The following is a 19,648-nucleotide window of genomic DNA, read 5'->3' on the forward strand; positions in this document are numbered from 1 at the left end:
TCAGAAAACGGACCCAGAAATCGTCAGATTGACGAGATGGGGGTACGATCCCTGCCATGAACACAGCGGACCTTGGTTTGCCGGTGGATGTCCCCTCGACCGCGCTCTTCACGGACCACTACGAACTCACGATGCTCCAGGCCGCCCTGAAGGCGGGTACGGCCGAGCGGCGGTCGGTGTTCGAGGTCTTCACGCGGCGGCTGCCCGAGGGGCGGCGGTACGGCGTCGTGGCCGGAACGGGCCGGGTGCTGGACGCGGTGGAGAACTTCCGCTTCGACCCCGGTGTCCTCGGCTTCCTGCGCGAGCGCTCCGTCGTCAACGCGGAGACCCTCGACTGGCTGGCGGGCTACCGCTTCAGCGGCGACGTCTGGGGCTACCCGGAGGGCGAGGTGTACTTCCCCGGCTCGCCGATCATGCGGGTCGAGGGCACCTTCGCGGAGTGCGTGCTCCTGGAGACCGTGATCCTGTCCATCCTCAACCACGACTCGGCGATCGCGGCCGCCGCCTCCCGGATGTCCAGCGCCGCCGGGGAACGCCCGCTGATCGAGATGGGCGCCCGGCGCACGCACGAGCTGGCCGCGGTGGCCGCCTCTCGCGCCGCGTACGTCGGCGGCTTCACCTCCACCTCCGACCTGGCCGCGGGCTTCCGCTACGGCATCCCGACCGTGGGCACCTCCGCCCACGCCTTCACCCTGCTGCACGACCGCGAGCGGGACGCCTTCCAGGCCCAGGTGGACTCCCTCGGCCGCGACACCACGCTGCTCGTCGACACCTACGACGTCACCGAGGCCGTACGGACGGCCGTGGACGTCGCCGGCCCGGAGCTGGGCGCGGTCCGCATCGACTCCGGTGACCTGCTGCTGGTGGCGCACCGGGTGCGGCAGCAGCTGGACGAGCTGGGGGCGACCGGCACCCGCATCATCGTGACCTCCGACCTCGACGAGTACGCGATCGCCTCGCTGGCGGCGGCGCCCGTGGACGCGTACGGGGTGGGCACCCAGCTGGTGACCGGCTCCGGGCACCCGACCGCCTCCATGGTCTACAAGCTGGTGGCGCGGGCGGAGTCCGCCGACCCCACGGCCCCGCTGGTGCCGGTGGCGAAGAAGTCCACCGGCGGCAAGACGTCCGTCGGGGGCCGCAAGTGGGCGGCCCGGCGCCTGGACGAGCACGGGGTCGCCGAGGCCGAGGTCATCGGCACCGGGCCCGTCCCGGCGGAGCTGGAGGAGCACCAGCTCCTGGTCCCGCTGGTCAAGGACGGCCGGGTCCTCGCCCGCGAGCCCCTGGACGTCGTACGGGACCGCCACGCGGCCGCCCGCGCGAGGTTGCCGCTGTCCGCGACCCAGCTGTCGCGCGGGGAGCCGGTCCTCCCCACGGAGTACGTCTGAGAGGCGTACGCCGGGAGTGCGTGCCGGTCCACGCGAGAACGAGCAGGCGCGGGCGCACGCGGGGAGCGGACCGGTGTGCGGCAAGCGGGGAGCCGGGGGCGGCGGGCGCACAGAGGGAGCGGACGGGTGCGGGGGCGCCCGATGTGCCCTGGTGTGAGCCGGTCAGCGCCCGCGTGCTCGGCCCGTGCCCCGGTCCACGCCTCGGACGAGCGCCGGACGCCCCCTCCCGAACACCTCCAGAAGTCTCTAGGCTCGGAAGTTCGTAGTCCCGCAGACCGGCCGGGCCCGCACGCTCCCCGCGTCAGAACCCACTCCACACCGACCCAGAGTCGAAGAGTCGAAGGACACCGACACCATGCGCCGCGCCTTGATCGTCGTTGACGTGCAGAACGACTTCTGCGAGGGGGGCAGCCTCGCGGTGGCCGGCGGTGCCGATGTGGCCGCCGCCATCACCGAGCTGATCGGCCAGGCGGCCGGCCCCGGCTACCGGCATGTGGTGGCCACCCGCGACCACCACATCGCCCCCGGCGGCCACTTCGCCGACAACCCGGACTACGTCCACTCCTGGCCGGCGCACTGCGTCGCCGGCACCGAGGGCGTCGGCTTCCACCCGAACTTCGCCCCCGCGATCGCCTCCGGCGCGGTCGACGCCGTCTTCGACAAGGGCGCGTACGCCGCCGCGTACAGCGGTTTCGAGGGCGCCGACGAGAACGGCGTCTCCCTGGCGGACTGGCTGCGCGCCCGCGACATCGACGAGGTCGACGTCGTCGGCATCGCCACCGACCACTGCGTGCGTGCCACCGCCCTGGACGCCGCGAGAGAGGGCTTCCGCACCCAGGTCCTGCTGGACCTGACAGCGGGCGTCGCCGAGGAGACGACGGAGCGGGCCCTGGAGGAGCTGCGCGAGGCCGGAGTGGAACTCACGGGCAAGCCGGTGGTCTGAGCCGCGCACGCCCCAGCGCCGACCCGCTCCCGGCAGCCGCCACCCGGCGCACCCACGGGCCTCGGCACAGTCGGCGCGCCCCGCTCCCGGCACCCGCCACCCGGCGCGCCACCGTCCTGAGACGTCACCAGGCTCCGACCCGGGACGTCACCCGGCGTGTCCCCCGGCGAGCGGCCGCGCCCGGCGACACCGCTCCGCGCAGACGCCCAGCAGACGCCATGCGCCCTCAGACGTGGGCCCGGGGCCTCCTCAGGAGGGCTCGGATGGGGTGCCAGAGTTCCGGGGTCGTGGACGTGGGGCAGACCGCCGACGTGCGCCATATGAGCCCGTCGGGGTGGTGCAGCACCGCCGTGATCTCGTCCGGCGTCGGAGGCGCCGCGTTGCCGCGGAGGTAGATCGCGCGCAGCCCCAGGTTGCGCAGCCGGGTGAGGGCGCGGGCCCGGTTCGCGGCCAGCACCAGCACCCGGACCGAGCCGTCGCCCGCCGGGGACACCCCGGGGAGCCCCCCGACGGGGGCCGGCAGGGGTCGTGCGGGCGCCTCGACCCGGGCGGTCGGACCGGCCGGGACGGGGTCCCGGGGCGCCGGTGCCGGCAGGTTCAGCGCGACGACGACATTGCCGTCCGGCAGTTTGCAGAAACCTCCTGCGGCCATGCAGGTCACACCCCCGTGCGCGTCAGTGTCAATAAGAAGGCCACAGCACGCACCTAAACACGTCCGGCCGCGACCCGCCAAGGGGGTCGCGGCCGGACATGGTCTGACCTGCGGAAATGCTGGTTACTTCACCGCGGGGCCGACCAGGAGCGAGATCGTGGAGCCGTCCTTGGCCTCCTTGACGATCTTGATCTTGGTGTTGGTGTCAGTGATCTTGACACCGCCCGTCGGGTTGGTCTCGTCGTAGTAGGTGTTGGTGTGGTCGTTGAACGTCGACACACCCTTCGACGACGGGATCTTGGTGAGCACGTCGGCCTTGTGCAGCGACAGGCCGTCGGTGCGGTACAGGCTGAACGGCGAGTCGTAGGACTGGATGCGGTTGCGCATCACCGTGCCGTCGGCCCACTTGAGCGCCTTCGGGTGGGAGTCGATCGGGAGGACCAGGCCGACACCCGGGTGGGTGCTGGTGTTGTTGTCCGCCTGCGAGGTGTCCCACTTCCAGATCAGCAGACCGTTCTGGTACGGGTAGTGCTCCACCCAGTCCGGACGCGTGGTCGAGAAGCCGAAGTTGTACGGGCCGACCTTGAGGGTCTTGTCGTACGAGACGTACTGGCGGTTCTCCGCGATGTAGTACTGGTCGTAGTCGTCCGTGATGGACGCGCCGATGCGGGAGAAGCCCTTCGTCGTCCAGGCCGCGTCCGTGCTCTCCGCGTTGTCGGTGAACAGGGCGCCGCCGTCGGCGACCACGGAGATGCGGTCGGCCGCGAAGCCCTTGGGGGCCACGCCGCCGTCCGTCTGGTAGCGGAAGCGCAGGTCGAACTTCTTGCCCGCGTAGGCGTCCAGCGAGTACGACAGCTTCTTGTACGTGCCGGAGGAACCGGTCAGGGCCGACTTGCCGCTGGCGTCCTTCGGGATCGCCGCGCCGTCCACCGTGCCGTCGATCGCGGTCCAGTTGGCGCCGCCGTCCGTCGACACCTCGGTGTAGAGGTAGTCGTACTCGGCCTCGATGTCGTACCAGCCGTCGAGGGTGAGCGCGGCCGACGACTTGCCCGTGAGGTCCACGGAACGGGTCAGCGTGTTGGAGAGGTTGTCACCGCTGCCGCTCCACCACTGGCCTGCGCCCTCGGCGGGCTCGACGATCTCGGTGGTGACCTTCTTCTTGGGCAGCTCGACCACGAGGGCCTGCTTGTCCCACGTGTTGTACGCGGCGAGGCCCAGCTTGTGCGTGGACTGCTTGCCGGCCTTGGCGGTGTCGAAGTTGAGCCAGCCCAGCTGCAGCTTGTCCCAGGCGGTCATGTCGCCGGGCAGGTCACCGATCTCGTTCTTGCCGGTGCCGAGCCAGGAACCGGACGACATCAGGGTCCAGAAGCCCGTGGAGTTGTCGCCGTTGCCGGTGGTGTCGTAGTGGTCCGGCAGACCGAGGTCGTGGCCGTACTCGTGGGCGAAGACACCGAGGCCGCCGTTCTCCGGCTGGATGGTGTAGTCGCCGACCCAGATGCCCGTGTCACCGATCCTGGCGCCGCCGAGCTTGTTGCCCTCGGGGCCGCTCACGCCGGCGTCGGTGCCGAACGCGTACCAGCGGTGGGCCCAGATGGCGTCCGTGCCCTGCGCGCCGCCGCCGGCGGACTCGTCCTCACCGGCGTGCACGATCTGGAAGTGGTCGATGTAGCCGTCGGGCTCGTTGAAGTTGCCGTCGGCGTCGAAGTCGTAACGGTCCCACTGGTCGTACTTGGCGACCTCGGCCTTGATCTGCGCGTCGGTGCGCCCTGCCGCCTTCTGCTGGGCGACCCAGGAGGTCAGACCGTCGCTGACGACGTTCCACACGCTGGTGCAGTTCGACTGGCCGCACTTGTTGTTGCCGTAGCGGGCCTCGTTGTAGGGCACCTTGACCCAGTCCGAGACCGTACCCTCGACCGAGTAGCGGCCCGAGGACTGCTTCTCGTAGTACTTCTTCATCGACTCGGTCTTCTTGCCGGTGCCGAAGTACATGTCCTGGAAGTGCTTGCGGTTGTAGTCCGCCTTCCAAGCCGTGGAGTTGTCCTTCTTGCGGTTCGGCTTGGCGATCTTGTTGTGCAGCGGGCCGGGCGTGCCGCCGTACCGGCTGTCGATCTGGTCGCCGAACTCGACGAGGATGGTGAAGATCTTGTCGGTCTTCTCGCGGCCGAGCTCGACGTACTTGCTCTGGCCCTTCTTGCTCTTGAGCTTCACGACCTTCGAACCGCCACGGTTCTTGACCGTGGCGTCGCCGGATATGACCTGCTTGAGAGCTTCCTCGCGCTGGGCCTCCTGAGTCTTGCTCATGGGGCCTTCGAGGTCATGGTCGTGCTCGCCGTGCCCGGCGTGGTCCGCCGGGTCGTGGCGGTTCGCGGCGGCCGCCGACTTGCCGTTCCCGTCCTGCGCCATCGCGTAGGTCGAGAAGGTGGCCGCGGCCGTCGCCATGGCGACGCTGATCGCCGCCGCCCTGAACGTCCAGGGTCTAGTGGTCACTTGAGGTCCTCCCCCGCGCCCGTCCGCGCGGAGGGGATGTCCTGGTCGTGGAGGAAGTCCGCGCGCGGTATACGCGTGTAGTCAAGTGACGACATTCGACTGGAGTTTCGAGAGAAAAAACAGATCTTGACTTGCACAGGTCAAGGCGCTAACGGCGTCCAGGGGAAGCGCTTGTTCGTTATGCGGACGTTATGTACCGCCGCCAACCGGCGCGCATATGCGTCCACTTCCTGGACTCCATGACTCGGTGCGCCCCCTGTGCCCCCATGCCCGTGGGTCAGGTCACGCTTACCCGTCGTTCCCCTCGGGCACCCTGGCGAATAGAGTCGATTGGCGGAGCGCCGGACGTCGGCGGAAGCCAAGCCGACAGCACTGCTTCACCTTTGATTCGTATCCGCAACCTCCCCTCAGCGCGAGAGGCACGGGGAGACCCCCACCCGAGGACACGATTGCCATGCCTCGTCCGACGACCGCACAGCTCGCCTACGGCTCCTGCACCGTGATCCTTTCCACCCTCGCCATGCTGCTGCTGTCACAGACGAGTTCCGGCGTGGGGATCGCGGTGATCGCCCTCTCCGCCCTCGCCCTGGGCCTGCTCGTCTCCCTGACCGTGCCGCTGCCCAAGCCGGCCGCGGCGAGGGCCTCCACCGTCACCGCCGGGAACCGGGTCAAGGCCCCGGCGACCGTTCCGGCGGGCGCGGCGCCCGAGCCGGTCCGGAAGCGGGAACCGGTGCACGAGCCGACGGCTTCCTGAACGTCTTTCGGCGCCTCATCGGGACGCCGCGCAGAAACATGACGGCGGGCCCGTGTTCCACGGACCCGCCGTTCCGCGTGTGAGTCCGCTCACTCCGTGCTGACCACCACCGTCTTGGCCGCCTTGTCGTGCAGGCCCTGCTTGAACGGCTTGTCGAAGAAGCTCCAGCCGCCCGCGATCGCCGTCCAGACGCAGGCGCAGCAGAAGGCGAAGGGGATCCACAGCACCGCCGCGCGCAGCAGCGAGGTCTGCGTCGAGGGCGTGTTGCCGTCGCTGAGGTTCGCCACCCGCAGCTTCATCACCCGCTTGCCGAGGGTCTGGCCGTTCCTGACCGTGAAGAACGTGTCGTACGCGATGTAGAGGACCGCGGCGAGCACTTCCTGCCCCACGGACCTGCTGAACTCGATGTCGTCGGTGTCGACGGTGTACTGGCTGATCCTGAACGCCCAGGCCAGCAGCCCCACGACGATGCCCACGAGGATCATGTCCATGAGCCGGGCGAGCACCCGCTTGCCGCTGTCGGCGAGCGGCGGCATCCCCAGGAGCGGGTCGTTGGGGAAGGCACCGCCGCCGTAGGGGTCGCCGCCGTAGGGTCCGCCACCGCCGTAGGGCGGCGGCTCGTTGCCGAACGGGGGCGGCTGGCTGCCGTACGGCGGCTCTCCGGGCGGAGTGCCGTGCGGGGGACCGCCGCCCTGGTCCGGCGGAGGCTGCTTCCTGAACGGGTCGTCGTCCGGGGACCGACCGGAGCCGAAGGGCGGCGGTTCACTGCTCATGGCCCGAGTCGACCGCGAACCCCTCGGCTCCGCATCCGGCACGGGGCCGTACGGAGTACGCGGTACGGCTACTCGCCGGCGACGAAGGTGTGGGCCGCCTTGTCGTGCCAGCACTGGCGCCACGGCTTGTCGATCACACACCACAGGACGCCGACGACACCGATGCCGAGCAGACCGGGGACGGTGTGGGCGAGCCAGCGGCGCAGGGACCCGCCGAACGACGGGGGCTCATGGCCCTCGATGTCCCGGACCTCCAGGCGGAGCAGCTTCTTGCCGAGGGTGCGGCCCCACTTGGCGGTGGGCAGCACCTCGTAGAGGGCGCTCACCACGAACAGGACGCCCAGGATGATGCCCAGGTACACCGAGGTCGTGCCGTCGAGCAGCCAGACGGTGACCTTCTCGCCGGAGAGCCTGGCCGCGTCGATCTTCCCGTCGATGTGGTCGAGCGCCTTGGTGCCGAACGGGACGGCGGCCACGGCGGTGACGGAACCGACGATCGCGCTGTCCACGAGGCGGGCCACCAGCCGCCGGCCGAGCCCGGCGGGGCGGGCCTCCGCCTGTCGTCGGGCGGCCGCCTGGAACGGGTCCTCCACCACCGGCTTCCAGGGGGCGACCGGCTGCTCGCCGTCCCCACCGGCCAGCCGGTGCACCTGCTGGGCCCAGGAGGGCTGACCGCCGCCGGACCCGACGGCCATGGGCGTGTCGGCCGACTGCCGGACAGCGGTGGGCTGCTGGGGCAGGCCGGGGACGGGCTGCCCGGTCGGCGGGGCCTGCGGCGTCTGCGCGAAGGACCCGCCGACCGCCGGTTGTTCCGGCTGCCGCGGGGGCGGGGCGGTCGGGGTGAAGGGGCCGGCGGGGGCGGCGGGGGCGGCGACCGCCGGGGACGCGGCGGGCGGCTGCGGGGTGGGGGCGGCCTGCGGGCCCTGCTGCGGTCCGGAGGGCACGGCGGTCGGGTCGGGGGGCGGCGGTGCGGCCGGTGCCGTCGCGGACGACGCCTGCGGGGCGAGCCCCAACGCCTGCTGGGCGGCGGCCTGCGCGCTGGTCAGCGGCGCGCCGAAGACACCCGGGGCCGGGCCCGCGCCCTGTGGACCCGCGCCCTGCGGTCCCGCTGCCGGGGAGTTCGTACGGAACGCCATGGTGCCGTCGGCCCGCGACGCCTCCGCGCCACCGCCCGCGCCGGTGTGGGGGCGGTGGAAGACCACCGTGCCCTCGGGCGCGCCGGTGTCGTCGTCCGCCGGTGGGATGGTCGCCGTGCCGTCCGTGCTCGCCGTGCGGCCCGACTCGGCGGCCGGGCCGGCGGCCTCCGCCGCGAGCGAGACCCGCGGGTCGGGGCCCTGGCCGGTCGGCGGGGGTGAACCCCAGGAGACCCGGCGGTCCTTGTCGCCGCCGAACCCGGTCTGCCGGGAGCGGTCGGCGCCCCACGCGGAGGCGGGTTCGGGGCGGTTGCCGTGCAGGGAGTCGGCGGCGGGACGGCCGGCGGGCCCGCCCGGCTCGGGGTCCTCGTCGAAGAAGTGCGGGCCCGTCTCCTCCACGGCCGGGGAACCGGGGGGCGGGGCGAGCGGTTCGCCGTCGGTGGGCGCCGGACGGCTCGTACCCGGCACCCAGGCGGCGCCGTTCCAGTACCGGACATATCCAGGAATGGAGGGGTCCGGGTAATACCCTTCGCGGGGCCTGTCGTCGCCGGGGGCCGGGGTTGGGGCGCTCATGTCCGTCGTCCCGTATCTGCTCGGGGGTGGAAGAGGGGGCATCCACATCTACCAGACGGGCGCAAGTCCCATGACCGCTGCCGCCGGACCCGACCCTTTCGGGCACGGGATCTGCTACGGGCCGGACCCGCGCCGAAGGGCGTGCGCACGCCCGTCGGGAAAAGTTCCGCGGACCCGCGTAATGAAGAAGGTCCCGCTCCCCTCTCACTCGTACGGGCCCGCATCCGGGCCCCGCACCGGAGAGGAATGACCACCATGAGGCACACCGTCGTGGAACGCGAGCTGGAGCTGCGGCTCGTCCTGTCGCCCGAGCAGGGCGTCCCCGTACCGGCCAAGCTGGGCTACCGCAGCGACGACCCGTACGCCGTCCACATCACCTTCCACATCAACTCCGACCGGCCCGTGCACTGGACGTTCGCGCGGGAGCTGCTGGTGGAGGGGGTGTTCCGGCCGTGCGGTGGCGGGGACGTCAGAGTGTGGCCGGCGAAGGTGTCGGGCCGCGGTGTGGTGCTGATGGCGCTCAGCTCGCCGGGCGGGGAGGCGCTCCTGGAGGCGCCGGCCTCCGCCGTGTCGGCCTGGCTGGAGCGCACCCTGCGGATCGTGCCGCCGGGCTCGGAGTTCGAGATGCTGCGGATCGACGACGGGCTGGCCGAACTGCTCGCCCAGTGAGGCGGCTGTCTCAGAACAGCTTGCCCGGGTTGAGGATGCCCAGCGGGTCGAAGACGGCCTTCACCGCCAGTTGCATCTCCATGCCCACCGGGCCGATCTCCCGCGCCAGCCACTCCTTCTTCAGGATGCCCACGCCGTGCTCGCCGGTGATGGTGCCGCCGAGCTCCAGGCCGAGGGCCATGATCTCGTCGAAGGACTCGCGGGCGCGCCGTGACTCGTCGGGGTCTGTCGCGTCGAAGCAGACGGTGGGGTGCGTGTTGCCGTCGCCGGCGTGCGCGCAGACCCCGATGGTCAGGTCGTACTTCTCGGCGATGCGCTCCACGCCGTCGAGCATGTCGCCGAGCCGGGAGCGGGGCACGCACACGTCGTCGATCATCGTCGTGCCCTTGACCGCCTCCAGCGCGGTCAGCGACATCCGCCGCGCCTGGAGCAGCAGTTCGGATTCGGCCGCGTCGTCCGCGGGGACGACCTGGGTGGCGCCCGCGGCCTCGCACAGCTCCGCCACCGCCGCGAGGTCGGCCGTGGGGTCGGGGGTGTCGAAGGCGGCGAGCAGCAGCGCCTCGGTGGTCTCCGGCAGGCCCATGTTGCCGAGGTCGTTGACGGCCTTCACCGTCGTACGGTCCATCAGTTCGAGCAGCGAGGGGACGTGCCCGCCGGCCATGATCCGGCACACCGCGTCGCACGCGGCGGCCGCCGACGCGAACTCCGCCGCCAGCACCAGCTGCTGGGGCGGCTGCGGCTTGAGGGCGAGGACCGCGCGGACGACGATGCCGAGCGAGCCCTCCGAGCCGACGAACAGCCGTGTGAGGTCGTACCCGGCGACGCCCTTCGCGGTGCGCCTGCCCGTCGACATCAGCCGGCCGTCGGCCAGCACGACGTCCAGGCCGAGGACGTACTCGGCGGTCACCCCGTACTTCACGCAGCACAGGCCGCCGGAGGCCGTGCCGATGTTGCCGCCGATGGTGCACATCTCCCAGCTGGAGGGGTCCGGCGGGTAGGCGAGTCCGTGTTCGCCGACCGCGCGGGAGAGGGCGGCGTTGACGACGCCCGGCTCGACGACCGCGATCCGGTCCACGGGGTTGACCTCGAGGATCCGGTCCATCTTGACGAGGGACAGCACGACGCAGCCCTCCGAGGCGTTGGCCCCGCCCGACAGTCCCGTACGGGCGCCCTGCGGGACCACCGGGACGCGCAGTTCGGTGGCGGTACGCATCACGTGCTGCACCTGTTCGACCGTCCGCGGCAGCACCACGACCGCCGGGGCGCCGGCCTCGCAGAAGCTCGCCATGTCGTTCGCGTACGACGCCGTGACGTCCGGGTCGGTGAGCACGGCCTCCGGCGGCAGGCCGCTGAGCAGTAGGTCGACGAGGTTGCCGGTCGCTTCGTCGCGCGGGGCTTCGATACGGCTCATGATCACAGGTTCGCACTCACGGCCATCGGTGTGAAGGCCGTCGCCGCGAGCCGCCGGGTACGGAATGTGATCGTCGCGAGGACGCACAGTGATCGACATGAGCGGTGTGAGGAACGAGGAGTCGGCGGCGCCGGGGGCGGACGGGAGCCGGGGGAACGGTGAGAAGGGCGCTACCGGGCGGTGGCGGGACGACACGGCGGCCCGGGCCACGCGGTGGCGGGACGCCAACGCCCGCTGGGCGGCACGGTGGTGGGACGGGAGGGCCGGCCGGGTGACGTGGTGGCGCGGCGGGGCGCCCTGGTGGCGGGGGCGGGCGGTGGCCGGGGCGCTCGTGGGGTGTGTCGTGCTCGGGGGCGGGCTGCTGGTGGTCGCGCCGGACGGGGGCGGCGGGAAGGCGGGGCGGGACGCGCGGGTCACGGGCGCGCCGGGTGCGCCCGGTGCGCCGGGTGCGGCGGCGGGGGCCGGGGGGCGTGCGCCGGTGCTGGCGGAGGTGCGGGCCCGGGCGGGCGCCGGGGTGCTGGCCGCCGGGGTGTCGGTCGGGGCGGACGAACTGGCGGTGCTCGTCGCCGACCGTGAGAAGCGGGTGCGGACGCGGCCCCGGGACAGCGCGGCGTGGGCGGTGCTGGGCGCGGCGTACGTGGAGCGGGCGCGGCGCACCGGCCGCGTCTCGGACCTTCCGAGGGCCGAGAAGGCCCTGCGCGCCTCGCTGCGGCTGCGCCCGCGAGGCAACGCCGACGCGCTCGACGGCATGACCGCGCTCGCGAACACCCGGCGCGACTTCCCGGTGGCGGTGCGGTGGGGCGAACGGGCGGTAGAGGCGTCGCCGGGCCGCTGGACGTCGTACGCGCTGCTCCTCGACGCGTACGACGGGCTCGGCCGCTACAGGGCCGTGCGCGGCACCCTGGAGCGGCTCCTCGACGCCGACTCAGGCCCGGCGGCGCAGGCGTGGGCCGCCCGCGTCTACTGGGACCAGGGCCGCCGCGAGGACGCGGCCGCCGCGCTCGCCGACGCGGCGGCGGCCGCGCGGACGCCGGCCGAGGAGGCGGCGCTGTGGGTCCGGGCCGGGGAGCTGGCCTGGGAGCGGGGGGAGCCGGCCGACGCGTCCCGCTACTTCACGGCGGCGACCCGGGCCGACCCGGGCGCGGCGGACGCGCTCGCGGGACGCGGACGGGTGCTGGCGGCGACGGGCAGGCCGGCCGAGGGGGTACGGGCGTACCGGGCGGCGCTCGCACGGCGGCCGTCGGCCCGGGTGGCCCTGGAGCTGGGCGAGCTGTACGGGTCGCTGGGGCGGGTCGGGGCGGCGGCGAAGCAGTACGGGATGGTGCGGGAGCTGGTCCGGCGGTCCGCCGCGGCCGGGGTGAACGAGGCGCTGGTCCTCGGCGCGCTGGAGGCGGACCACGGCGATCCCGCGAAGGCGGTGCGGGTGCTGCGCGCGGAGTGGCGCCGGCAGCCGGGGCTGAAGGTCGCCGACGCGCTGGGGTGGGCGTTGCACCGGGCGGGGTCGCACGAGGAGGCACTGGAGTACGCGAGACGGGCGACGGATCCGGCACGGGGCGGTGAGGTGCGGTCGGCGGTGTACGTGCACCATCGGGCGGAGATCGAGCGGGCGCTGGGCTTGACGGCGTCGGCGCGGCGGCACGAGGAGGAGGCGCGGCGGATCAATCCGTATCTCTAGGGTTCGTCGGCGGGTGCGGGTGGGGGTTGTTCGCGCCCACGCGGCGGAGCCGCATGTGTCACCGCCCCGCGCCCCCTGGAGGGACGGGCCTGCGGCCCGCCCTCCAGCAAAAGCACGGGCGCAGCCCCGCCGCTTTTCAGGGGCGCGGGGAACTGCGCGAGAAACCACGACGAACCCGCGTCCGCCGACGAACCGCGCACCCCCGAGCCACTAGGCGCCCGGCCCGGCCTACAGGTTGCCCCTCTTCTCCTGCTCCCTCTCGATCGCCTCGAACAGCGCCTTGAAGTTGCCCTTCCCGAAGCCCATGGACCCGTGCCGCTCGATGATCTCGAAGAACACCGTCGGCCGGTCCTGCACCGGCTTCGTGAAGATCTGCAGCAGGTACCCGTCCTCGTCCCGGTCCGCGAGGATCTTCAGCTCGCGCAGGGTCTCGATGGGGACCCGCGTGTCGCCGACCCACTCGCCGAGCGTGTCGTAGTACGAGTCGGGCGTGTTGAGGAACTCCACCCCGGCGGCCCGCATCGTCCGTACGGTCCGCACGATGTCGTTCGTGTTGAGGGCGATGTGCTGGACGCCCGCGCCGCCGTAGAACTCCAGGTACTCGTCGATCTGGGACTTCTTCTTGGCGATGGCGGGCTCGTTGATGGGGAACTTGACCTTGAGGGTGCCGTCCGCCACCACCTTCGACATCAGCGCGCTGTACTCGGTGGCGATGTCGTCGCCCACGAACTCCTTCATGTTCGTGAAGCCCATGACCCGGTTGTAGAACTCCACCCACTCGTTCATGCGGCCGAGTTCGACGTTGCCGACGCAGTGGTCGATGGCCTGGAACGTGCGCTGGGCGGGCGGCTCGACCATGGGGTCGGCGGCGACGTAGCCGGGGAGGTACGGGCCGTCGTAACCGGTGCGCTCGACGAGGGTGTGCCGGGTCGTGCCGTACGTGGCGATCGCGGCGAGGACGACCGTGCCGTGCTCGTCCTTCACCTCGTAGGGCTCGGCGACGGAGCGGGCGCCGTGCTCGATGGCGTACTCGTAGGCGCGGCGGGCGTCGGGAACCTCGATGGCGAGGTCGATGACGCCGTCGCCGTGTTCGGCGACGTGCTCGGCGAGGAAGTGGCCCCAGGTGGTGGTGGCCTTGACGACCGAGGTCAGGACGAACCGGGCCGAGCCGTTCTCCAGGACGTAGCTGGCCGTCTCGCGGTTGCCGGTCTCGGGGCCGGAGTAGGCGACGAGCCGCATGCCGAAGGCGGTGGAGTAGTAGTGGGCGGCCTGTTTGGCGTTGCCCACGGCGAAGACGACAGCGTCCATTCCCTTGACCGGGAAGGGGTCGGCCTGCCGAGCGGTGTCAGGGACGGGGTGCGTGTGCGCAGAGGTGGCTGCCATGGCCGCAGGCTCCCCCCGATCCCGCAAGGTGCGCAATAGTTCGTGTCATGGCTGGACAATCTGCACAGCCATGGCCCCATACTCGGGCTGGTTCTGTACAGGATGCTCACCTCGGGAGGGCTCATGGCGATCGATCATCTGGACGGGCGGCTGATCGTGCTGCTGGCGCGCGAGCCGCGCATCGGGGTGCTGGAGATGTCGCGGCGGCTGGGGGTCGCGCGGGGCACGGTGCAGGCGCGGCTGGATCGCCTTCAGTCGAATGGAGTCATCCGCGGCTTCGGCCCCCAGGTGGATCCAGCGGCGCTCGGCTACCCGGTGACGGCGTTCGCGACGCTGCAGATCCGGCAGGGTCAAGGCGCGGACGTCCGGGCGCACTTGGCGACCGTGCCGGAGGTGCTGGAGCTGCACACGACGACCGGCAGCGGCGACATGCTGTGCCGGCTGGTGGCCCGTTCGAACGCCGATCTCCAACGGGTGATCGACCGGGTCGTAGGTTTTGATGGCATCGTCCGGGCCGCCACGGCGATCGTCATGGAGAACCCCGTTCCGCTGCGGATCATCCCGCTGGTGGAGCAGGCGGCGGAGGACCGGGAGACGACGACGTAGCCGACTGGGGGTACGTGCGGTGGGTTTCTGGGACTACGTGGGCAGCTACCGCGAGAGGCTGCTGTTCGACGCGTACCAGCACGCCAGTGCCGTACTGCAGTGCGTGGTCGTGGCGACGGTCGCCGGGGTGGCGATCGGCGTCGTCACCTACCGGCGGGAGTGGGCCGCCGGCCTCGCCACCGCCACGACCTCGGCGGTGCTCACCGTTCCCTCCCTCGCGATGATCGGCCTGCTGATCCCGGTGGTGGGACTGGGGGTGGCCCCCACGGTGATCGCGCTGACGTTGTACGGACTGCTGCCGGTCGTGCGGAACGCGATCGTGGGGTTGCGCGGGGTCGATCCTGCCCTGGTGGACGCTGCGAAGGGCATCGGGATGTCCCGGGCGCGGCGGCTGCTGCGGGTGGAGCTGCCGCTCGCCTGGCCGCCGATCCTCACCGGCGTCCGGGTCGCCACCCAGATGCTGATGGGCATCGCCGCGATCGCCGCGTACGCCTCCGGGCCGGGCCTCGGCAACGAGATCTTCCGCGGGATCGCCTCCCTGGGCAGCGCCAACGCGCTCAACCAGGTGCTCGCGGGCACGCTCGGCATCGTCGTCCTCGCGCTGCTGTTCGACGCCGGGTACGTCCTGCTCGGGCGGCTGACCATTCCGAGGGGGATCCGTGGCTGACACCGGCGCCGCCATCGAGCTGGTCGACCTCACCAAGCACTATCCGGGCAACCCTCGACCCTCCGTCGACGGCGTGACCTTGCGCGTCGACGCCGGCGAGACGGTCGTGTTCGTGGGGCCCTCGGGATGCGGCAAGTCGACGACACTCAAGATGATCAACAGGTTGATCGAGCCGTCCAGTGGATCCGTCCGGATCAACGGTCAGGACGTCACCCGACTTGATCCGGTCAAGCTGCGCCGCGAGATCGGCTACGCCATCCAGTCGTCCGGCCTCTTCCCGCACATGACGGTCGCCCAGAACATCGCCCTCGTGCCGCGTCTGGCCGGCTGGTCCGGGCGACGGGTCAAGGCGCGGGTGACGGAGATGCTGGAGTTGGTGGGGCTCGACCCCGGCGAGTTCCGCGACCGGTATCCGCGCCGGCTCTCCGGGGGCCAGCAGCAGCGGGTGGGCGTGGCGCGGGCGCTGGCCGCCGATCCACCTGTCCTGCTGATGGACGAGCCGTTCGGCGCGGTGGACCCGGTCACCCGGGGCCACCTCCAGGACGAGCTGCTCCGGCTCCAGCGCGAGCTGCGCAAGACCATCGTGTTCGTCACGCATGACGTCGACGAGGCGATCAAGCTCGGCGACCGGATCGCGGTCCTCGGGGAGCGGTCGCGGATCGCCCAGTTCGACACCCCGGAGGCGATCCTCGCCCACCCCGCCGACGACTTCGTCTCCGGGTTCGTCGGGAATGGCGCCGCCCTGAGGCGGCTCGACCTCACCCGCCTGAGGGACTTGGGCGTCATCGGCTGCCCGACGGCGCATCAGGGGGAGCCGATCCAGCAGGTCCGGGGCCGGCTGCGGGCGATCGGCGCCGACGAGATGCTGCTGCTGGACCGGCGCGGTCTGCCCATCAGATGGCTGCGGCGGGAGGACCTGGCGCACATCGAGGGGCCGCTCACGGAGGCCGGGACCCCGGTCGGCGGGACGGTGACCAGGGACGCCACGCTCCGGGAGGCCCTGGAGGCGGTACTGACTGACAGCGCGGGCCGGGCCGCGGTCACCGGCCCGAACGGCGTGTACGCGGGCGCCGTCCACCTGGAGGGCCTGATCGACACCGTGCGCGGACTCCTGGCCGCCGACCGCAGACACGCGCGGGAGCACCAGGAGGAACGGGAGGCGACCCGAACCGAGGGTGGAGCCACTGAAATCCCGGAGGCCGGCATCGCCGAGGAACCGGAAGGTGACGCCGTGGGGAGTGCGGGATGAGCGCGCCGCCGGACGCGGCTCCCGATGCGGATGCCACGTCAACCGCCCCCGGTACCCCCGTCGCGCCCGCGTCGCCCCACTCGTCCGATCCCTCGTCCGGGCCTCCGGACGGGTCGCCCGGAGAAGCCTCTCCCCCGTACGAGACCCGCCCTCTCAGGATCACCTGGCGGAAGCTCACCCTGCTGCCGAGCCTTCTCGTGGTCGTCCTCCTCAGCACCTGGCTCTGGTTCCGGCACGCCGAGCTGGACGCGATCTCCGCGAACGCCCTGGCGGACGGGCAGGCGTGGCTGGCCCTGCGGCAGCACATCGCGTTGACCGCCGTCTCCACCTTCTTCGTGCTGGTCATCGCCCTCCCGCTGGGCGTCCTGCTGACCCGGCGGAGGTTCCGAGCGGCCCAACCCTTCGTCCGGGCCGTCGCCAACGCGGGGCAGGCCACGCCCGCCATCGGTCTGCTGGCGCTGCTGGTGATCTGGCTCGGCATCGGACGGACGGCGGCCCTGATCGGCATGATCGCCTACGCCGTCCTGCCGGTCCTGTCGAACACGATGGCCGGTCTCAGGGCGAACGACCCGACGCTCCTCGAAGCCGCCCGGGGCATCGGCATGTCACCCGCGGAGGTGCTCGCCCGCGTCGAACTCCCGCTGGCCGTGCCGCTGATCCTCGCGGGCGTCCGCACGGCCCTCGTCCTGAACGTCGGCACGGCCACCCTCGCCGCCTTCGGCGGGGGCGGCGGCCTCGGCGTACTGATCACCACCGGCATCACCAACCAGCGCATGCCCGTCCTCGTCCTCGGCTCGGTCCTCACGGTGGCGCTGGCCCTGCTGGTGGACTGGCTGGCCTCGCTCGCGGAGGTGCTGCTGCGGCCGCGGGGCCTGGAGGAGGGCCCATGAGCCCGGTCGGGCCGGCGCCGCGTACGGCCGGGTGCGCGGCATCGCCTCCTGAACCGCGGCCGGTCGGGGTCAGCAGCTGGGGACGGACCCCTTGCCGGTCTCCAGGGCCACCAGGGAGCTGACGGCGTTCTTCAGCGTGGTCACCGGGATGAGCCTGAGCCCCTTCGGCAGCTCGGCCTTCGCGTCGGCGCACTCGGCCTCGGGGACCAGGAAGACCGTGGCGCCGTCACGGCGGGCGGCCTGGGTCTTGAGGGGCACCCCGCCGACGGCACCGACCTTGCCGGAGCCGTCGATGGTCCCCGTACCGGCGATGACCCGGCCGCCGGTGAGGTCGCCGCCGCTGCCGTCGCCGTCGAGCTTGTCGACGATGCCGAGGGAGAACAGCAGACCGGCGCTGGGGCCGCCGACGTCGGCGAGCCGCAGGGTGACCTTGACGTCGTCGGCGTCCTCACCGAGGTACGCGAGGGCCGCCTCGGTGGCGGTGTCCTGGGACTCCTTCATCTCGGCCGCGTTGTGCTCCTCGATCTCCCGCACGGAGTCGCCGCTCGGGTAGACCGCGTCGCGCGGCATGACGGCCCGGTCGGTGCGGAACCAGTTGTCGAGCACGTCACCGAGGTCGACGTCGGCGTCGGGGCCCGTCGCCACGATGGTCGTCATACGCAGTTCGCCGGTGGTCCGCCGGGTCTGCGCGCCGGAGATGGTGATCACCGGCTCGCCCTTGTTCTCGCCGAGGACGTTCGCCGTCATGCCGGGCTGCGCGATGGTGAAAGGCAACGGTGCGAACGCGACCGTCGCGAGCAGCCCCACGACGGGCACGGCACAGACGGCTACGGCGGCGGGACGCGAAAGACGGGAGAGGCGAGAGAGCACGGAGTCAATCTAACGCGACGCGCGGTTCCGGCCAGGGGGCGGTGGGCGCGGACCCGGTCAGGGTGCCGGAACTCACTTCCCGTCGGCGTCCTCGAAGACCGCGAGCATCTGGGTGAGCACATGCACACAGGTGTCGATGTCCGCGCCGGTGATGTCGCCCCCGACCCGCGCCATCAGCCGGCTCTCACGGGCGATGAGGTCGTCGATGGCGGTGCGCCCGGCGTCCGTCAGCCTGATCAGGGACGACCGCTGGTGGGCCGGGTTGGGGACGGCCTCGACGAGGTCGCCGTCCGCCGCCTCGTTGACCATCCGCTGCACGAACTGTCGGCTCACCGCCAGCGACCGCCCCATCTGCGGCACGGTCAGCGGGCCCCTGGCCCGCAGCAGCTCCAGTACGGCGCGTACGCCGATGGAGAGCCCCACGGTCGGCGCCTTCAGCTCCACGGCCTTGGTGACCCGGCGGTACAGGGGGCCGAGGACGGCGAACACCTCGTACAGCCGTCCGGCGAGGACCTCGGGCGGGAGCGGCCGGTCCTTGTCGGTGTCGTGGGCGGCTCGACCGGTCTCGTTGTCGCTGTCGTTCTGCGTCACCCGACCAGGATGACACCTGGGTTGCCATTCCTCTCGCAAGATGACACCTTAGTTGTCATGACTGATGCCTCTCAGGTGTTCACGTTCGCATCCGGCGACGGCCCGCTCGCCTACGGCGACACCGGCACGGGCCTCCCGCTGGTCCTGCTGCACGGCGGCTTCACCGATCGCCGCATGTGGCGCGAGCTCGTTCCGCCGCTCTCGGCCCACCACCGAGTGATCACACCGGACGCGCGCGGGCACGGCGCCTCGGCCAACGCGAGCAAGCCGTTCCGGTTCACCGACGACCTGGCCGCGCTGCTGCGGCACCTCGACACCGGCCCGGCCGTGTTGATCGGCATGTCGATGGGCGGGGGCATCGCGGTCGACACCGCGCTGGAGCACCCGGATCTCGTACGGGGCCTCGTGGTCAGCAACGTCGGCACCAGCGAGCCCGAGTTCACGGACCCGTGGACGAAGGACTCGGTCACCCGCTACTACGGCGCGCTGACGGCCGGGGACATCGAGACGTGGCTCGACGTCGCCGCCGAGGCGGTCGTCGGCCCTTACCGCACCGCGGACGACGTGGACGCCGAGCTCGTGCGCCGCGTGCGGGAGATGAACCGCGACACGGTCTCCAAGCACAGCCTCGGCGAGACGGACTGGCACGTGCCCGTGACGGACACCTGGGCGCGGGCCGCCGCCATCACGGTCCCGGTCCTCGCGGTCAACGGCGCCCTCGACGCCCCCGACCTCATCGCCATGGCCGAACGCCTCACCACCACGGTCGCCGGCCCCGGTCGCGCCGTATCCATCGAGGGCACGGCCCACTACGCCAACATGGAGCAGCCGGAGACCTTCGCGAAGCTGGTCCTGGAGTGGCTGGAGGCGCTGGAGGCGCCGGCCACCCCGGAGACGTCGCAGGGCGAGCGCCGGCCGTAGGACAGGCGGGGCTCGG

General features: G+C 72.0%; 18 protein-coding genes. 10 read left to right on the plus strand and 8 right to left on the minus strand.

Features of this window, described 5'->3' with window-relative positions:
- Window positions 1–56: 56 nt before the first annotated feature.
- Both ACZ4Z3_RS03165 and ACZ4Z3_RS03170 read left to right on the plus strand, forming a co-directional pair.
- On the plus strand, window positions 57–1,385 hold the full coding sequence (locus ACZ4Z3_RS03165; RefSeq protein ID WP_468499393.1) for a nicotinate phosphoribosyltransferase: 1,329 nt from the start codon (window positions 57–59) through the stop codon (window positions 1,383–1,385).
- A 355-nt stretch (window positions 1,386–1,740) separates the two neighbouring features.
- The gene (locus ACZ4Z3_RS03170) at window positions 1,741–2,328 is read left to right on the plus strand and encodes an isochorismatase family protein (RefSeq protein WP_468499394.1); all 588 of its coding nucleotides are present in this window, start codon (window positions 1,741–1,743) and stop codon (window positions 2,326–2,328) included.
- A 226-nt stretch (window positions 2,329–2,554) separates the two neighbouring features.
- Here ACZ4Z3_RS03170 and ACZ4Z3_RS03175 read toward each other — a convergent pair whose 3' ends face one another.
- Together ACZ4Z3_RS03175 and ACZ4Z3_RS03180 are read right to left on the minus strand one after the other, a co-directional pair.
- Entirely contained in the window at window positions 2,555–2,980 is a 426-nt protein-coding gene (locus tag ACZ4Z3_RS03175) for a hypothetical protein (RefSeq protein ID WP_468499395.1), read from the minus strand.
- 123 nt (window positions 2,981–3,103) lie between these two features.
- A complete protein-coding gene (locus tag ACZ4Z3_RS03180; RefSeq protein WP_468499396.1) occupies window positions 3,104–5,467 on the minus strand; it encodes an immune inhibitor A domain-containing protein in 2,364 nt (787 codons plus the stop codon).
- A gap of 454 nt (window positions 5,468–5,921) precedes the next feature.
- Between ACZ4Z3_RS03180 and ACZ4Z3_RS03185 the strand changes: the two genes are divergently transcribed.
- A complete protein-coding gene (locus ACZ4Z3_RS03185) occupies window positions 5,922–6,221 on the plus strand; it encodes a hypothetical protein (protein WP_468499397.1) in 300 nt (99 codons plus the stop codon).
- An 89-nt stretch (window positions 6,222–6,310) separates the two neighbouring features.
- Here ACZ4Z3_RS03185 and ACZ4Z3_RS03190 read toward each other — a convergent pair whose 3' ends face one another.
- Window positions 6,311–6,994 carry an RDD family protein gene (locus ACZ4Z3_RS03190; RefSeq protein ID WP_468499398.1) on the minus strand — a complete coding sequence of 228 codons (684 nt, stop codon included), beginning with the start codon at window positions 6,992–6,994 and terminating at the stop codon, window positions 6,311–6,313.
- 68 nt (window positions 6,995–7,062) lie between these two features.
- Window positions 7,063–8,700, minus strand: coding sequence for an RDD family protein (locus ACZ4Z3_RS03195; protein ID WP_468499399.1), 1,638 nt, complete (start codon window positions 8,698–8,700; stop codon window positions 7,063–7,065).
- Between the two features lie 255 nt (window positions 8,701–8,955).
- On the opposite strand from ACZ4Z3_RS03195, the gene ACZ4Z3_RS03200 reads away from it, so the two are divergent.
- Window positions 8,956–9,369 carry an SsgA family sporulation/cell division regulator gene (locus tag ACZ4Z3_RS03200; RefSeq protein ID WP_468499400.1) on the plus strand — a complete coding sequence of 138 codons (414 nt, stop codon included), beginning with the start codon at window positions 8,956–8,958 and terminating at the stop codon, window positions 9,367–9,369.
- A gap of 10 nt (window positions 9,370–9,379) precedes the next feature.
- On the opposite strand, the gene ACZ4Z3_RS03205 is transcribed toward ACZ4Z3_RS03200, so the two are convergent.
- Entirely contained in the window at window positions 9,380–10,786 is a 1,407-nt protein-coding gene (locus tag ACZ4Z3_RS03205) for an FAD-binding oxidoreductase (protein WP_468499401.1), read from the minus strand.
- Window positions 10,787–10,877: 91 nt separating this feature from the next.
- Between ACZ4Z3_RS03205 and ACZ4Z3_RS03210 the strand changes: the two genes are divergently transcribed.
- Window positions 10,878–12,455, plus strand: a complete 1,578-nt coding sequence (locus ACZ4Z3_RS03210; protein WP_468499402.1) for a tetratricopeptide repeat protein — start codon at window positions 10,878–10,880, stop codon at window positions 12,453–12,455.
- A gap of 228 nt (window positions 12,456–12,683) precedes the next feature.
- Here the strand turns inward: ACZ4Z3_RS03210 and hppD are convergent, their stop codons facing one another.
- Complete coding sequence (gene hppD, locus ACZ4Z3_RS03215; protein ID WP_468499403.1) at window positions 12,684–13,838, minus strand: 4-hydroxyphenylpyruvate dioxygenase; 1,155 nt, start codon at window positions 13,836–13,838, stop codon at window positions 12,684–12,686.
- 123 nt (window positions 13,839–13,961) lie between these two features.
- Here hppD and ACZ4Z3_RS03220 point away from each other — a divergent pair, with 123 nt between their 5' ends.
- Genes ACZ4Z3_RS03220 through ACZ4Z3_RS03235 form a run of 4 tightly spaced genes read left to right on the plus strand, consistent with a single transcriptional unit; the run spans window position 13,962 to window position 17,250 of the window.
- Window positions 13,962–14,444, plus strand: a complete 483-nt coding sequence (locus ACZ4Z3_RS03220; protein WP_055520818.1) for an Lrp/AsnC family transcriptional regulator — start codon at window positions 13,962–13,964, stop codon at window positions 14,442–14,444.
- 19 nt (window positions 14,445–14,463) lie between these two features.
- On the plus strand, window positions 14,464–15,111 hold the full coding sequence (locus tag ACZ4Z3_RS03225) for an ABC transporter permease (protein ID WP_468499404.1): 648 nt from the start codon (window positions 14,464–14,466) through the stop codon (window positions 15,109–15,111).
- Window positions 15,104–16,360, plus strand: a complete 1,257-nt coding sequence (locus ACZ4Z3_RS03230; protein ID WP_468499405.1) for an ABC transporter ATP-binding protein — start codon at window positions 15,104–15,106, stop codon at window positions 16,358–16,360. The genes ACZ4Z3_RS03225 and ACZ4Z3_RS03230 overlap by 8 nt, the downstream gene beginning before the upstream one ends.
- Complete coding sequence (locus ACZ4Z3_RS03235) at window positions 16,357–17,250, plus strand: ABC transporter permease (RefSeq protein ID WP_468499406.1); 894 nt, start codon at window positions 16,357–16,359, stop codon at window positions 17,248–17,250. Before ACZ4Z3_RS03230 ends, ACZ4Z3_RS03235 begins: the two co-directional genes overlap by 4 nt.
- A 69-nt stretch (window positions 17,251–17,319) precedes the next feature.
- Here the strand turns inward: ACZ4Z3_RS03235 and ACZ4Z3_RS03240 are convergent, their stop codons facing one another.
- Window positions 17,320–18,120 (minus strand): S16 family serine protease, encoded by an 801-nt coding sequence (locus tag ACZ4Z3_RS03240; protein ID WP_468499407.1) that lies wholly within the window; start codon window positions 18,118–18,120, stop codon window positions 17,320–17,322.
- Between the two features lie 72 nt (window positions 18,121–18,192).
- Window positions 18,193–18,711, minus strand: a complete 519-nt coding sequence (locus ACZ4Z3_RS03245; RefSeq protein ID WP_468499408.1) for a MarR family winged helix-turn-helix transcriptional regulator — start codon at window positions 18,709–18,711, stop codon at window positions 18,193–18,195.
- Window positions 18,712–18,768: 57 nt separating this feature from the next.
- Between ACZ4Z3_RS03245 and ACZ4Z3_RS03250 the strand changes: the two genes are divergently transcribed.
- Window positions 18,769–19,632, plus strand: a complete 864-nt coding sequence (locus ACZ4Z3_RS03250; RefSeq protein WP_468499409.1) for an alpha/beta fold hydrolase — start codon at window positions 18,769–18,771, stop codon at window positions 19,630–19,632.
- Window positions 19,633–19,648 lie beyond the last annotated feature (16 nt).

Source organism: Streptomyces sp. NPDC030296 (assembly GCF_055572815.1).

Excerpts from the sequence above, each read along its gene's own strand:
- ACZ4Z3_RS03195 (WP_468499399.1), bottom strand. The coding sequence starts at position 8,700 with ATGAGCGCCCCAACCCCGGCCCCCGGCGACGACAGGCCCCGCGAAGGG.
- hppD (WP_468499403.1), bottom strand. The coding sequence starts at position 13,838 with ATGGCAGCCACCTCTGCGCACACGCACCCCGTCCCTGACACCGCTCGG.
- ACZ4Z3_RS03235 (WP_468499406.1), top strand. The coding sequence starts at position 16,357 with ATGAGCGCGCCGCCGGACGCGGCTCCCGATGCGGATGCCACGTCAACC.
- ACZ4Z3_RS03185 (WP_468499397.1), top strand. The coding sequence starts at position 5,922 with ATGCCTCGTCCGACGACCGCACAGCTCGCCTACGGCTCCTGCACCGTG.
- ACZ4Z3_RS03165 (WP_468499393.1), top strand. The coding sequence starts at position 57 with ATGAACACAGCGGACCTTGGTTTGCCGGTGGATGTCCCCTCGACCGCG.
- ACZ4Z3_RS03200 (WP_468499400.1), top strand. The coding sequence starts at position 8,956 with ATGAGGCACACCGTCGTGGAACGCGAGCTGGAGCTGCGGCTCGTCCTG.
- ACZ4Z3_RS03175 (WP_468499395.1), bottom strand. The coding sequence starts at position 2,980 with ATGGCCGCAGGAGGTTTCTGCAAACTGCCGGACGGCAATGTCGTCGTC.
- ACZ4Z3_RS03220 (WP_055520818.1), top strand. The coding sequence starts at position 13,962 with ATGGCGATCGATCATCTGGACGGGCGGCTGATCGTGCTGCTGGCGCGC.
- ACZ4Z3_RS03250 (WP_468499409.1), top strand. The coding sequence starts at position 18,769 with ATGACTGATGCCTCTCAGGTGTTCACGTTCGCATCCGGCGACGGCCCG.
- ACZ4Z3_RS03210 (WP_468499402.1), top strand. The coding sequence starts at position 10,878 with ATGAGCGGTGTGAGGAACGAGGAGTCGGCGGCGCCGGGGGCGGACGGG.
- ACZ4Z3_RS03190 (WP_468499398.1), bottom strand. The coding sequence starts at position 6,994 with ATGAGCAGTGAACCGCCGCCCTTCGGCTCCGGTCGGTCCCCGGACGAC.
- ACZ4Z3_RS03170 (WP_468499394.1), top strand. The coding sequence starts at position 1,741 with ATGCGCCGCGCCTTGATCGTCGTTGACGTGCAGAACGACTTCTGCGAG.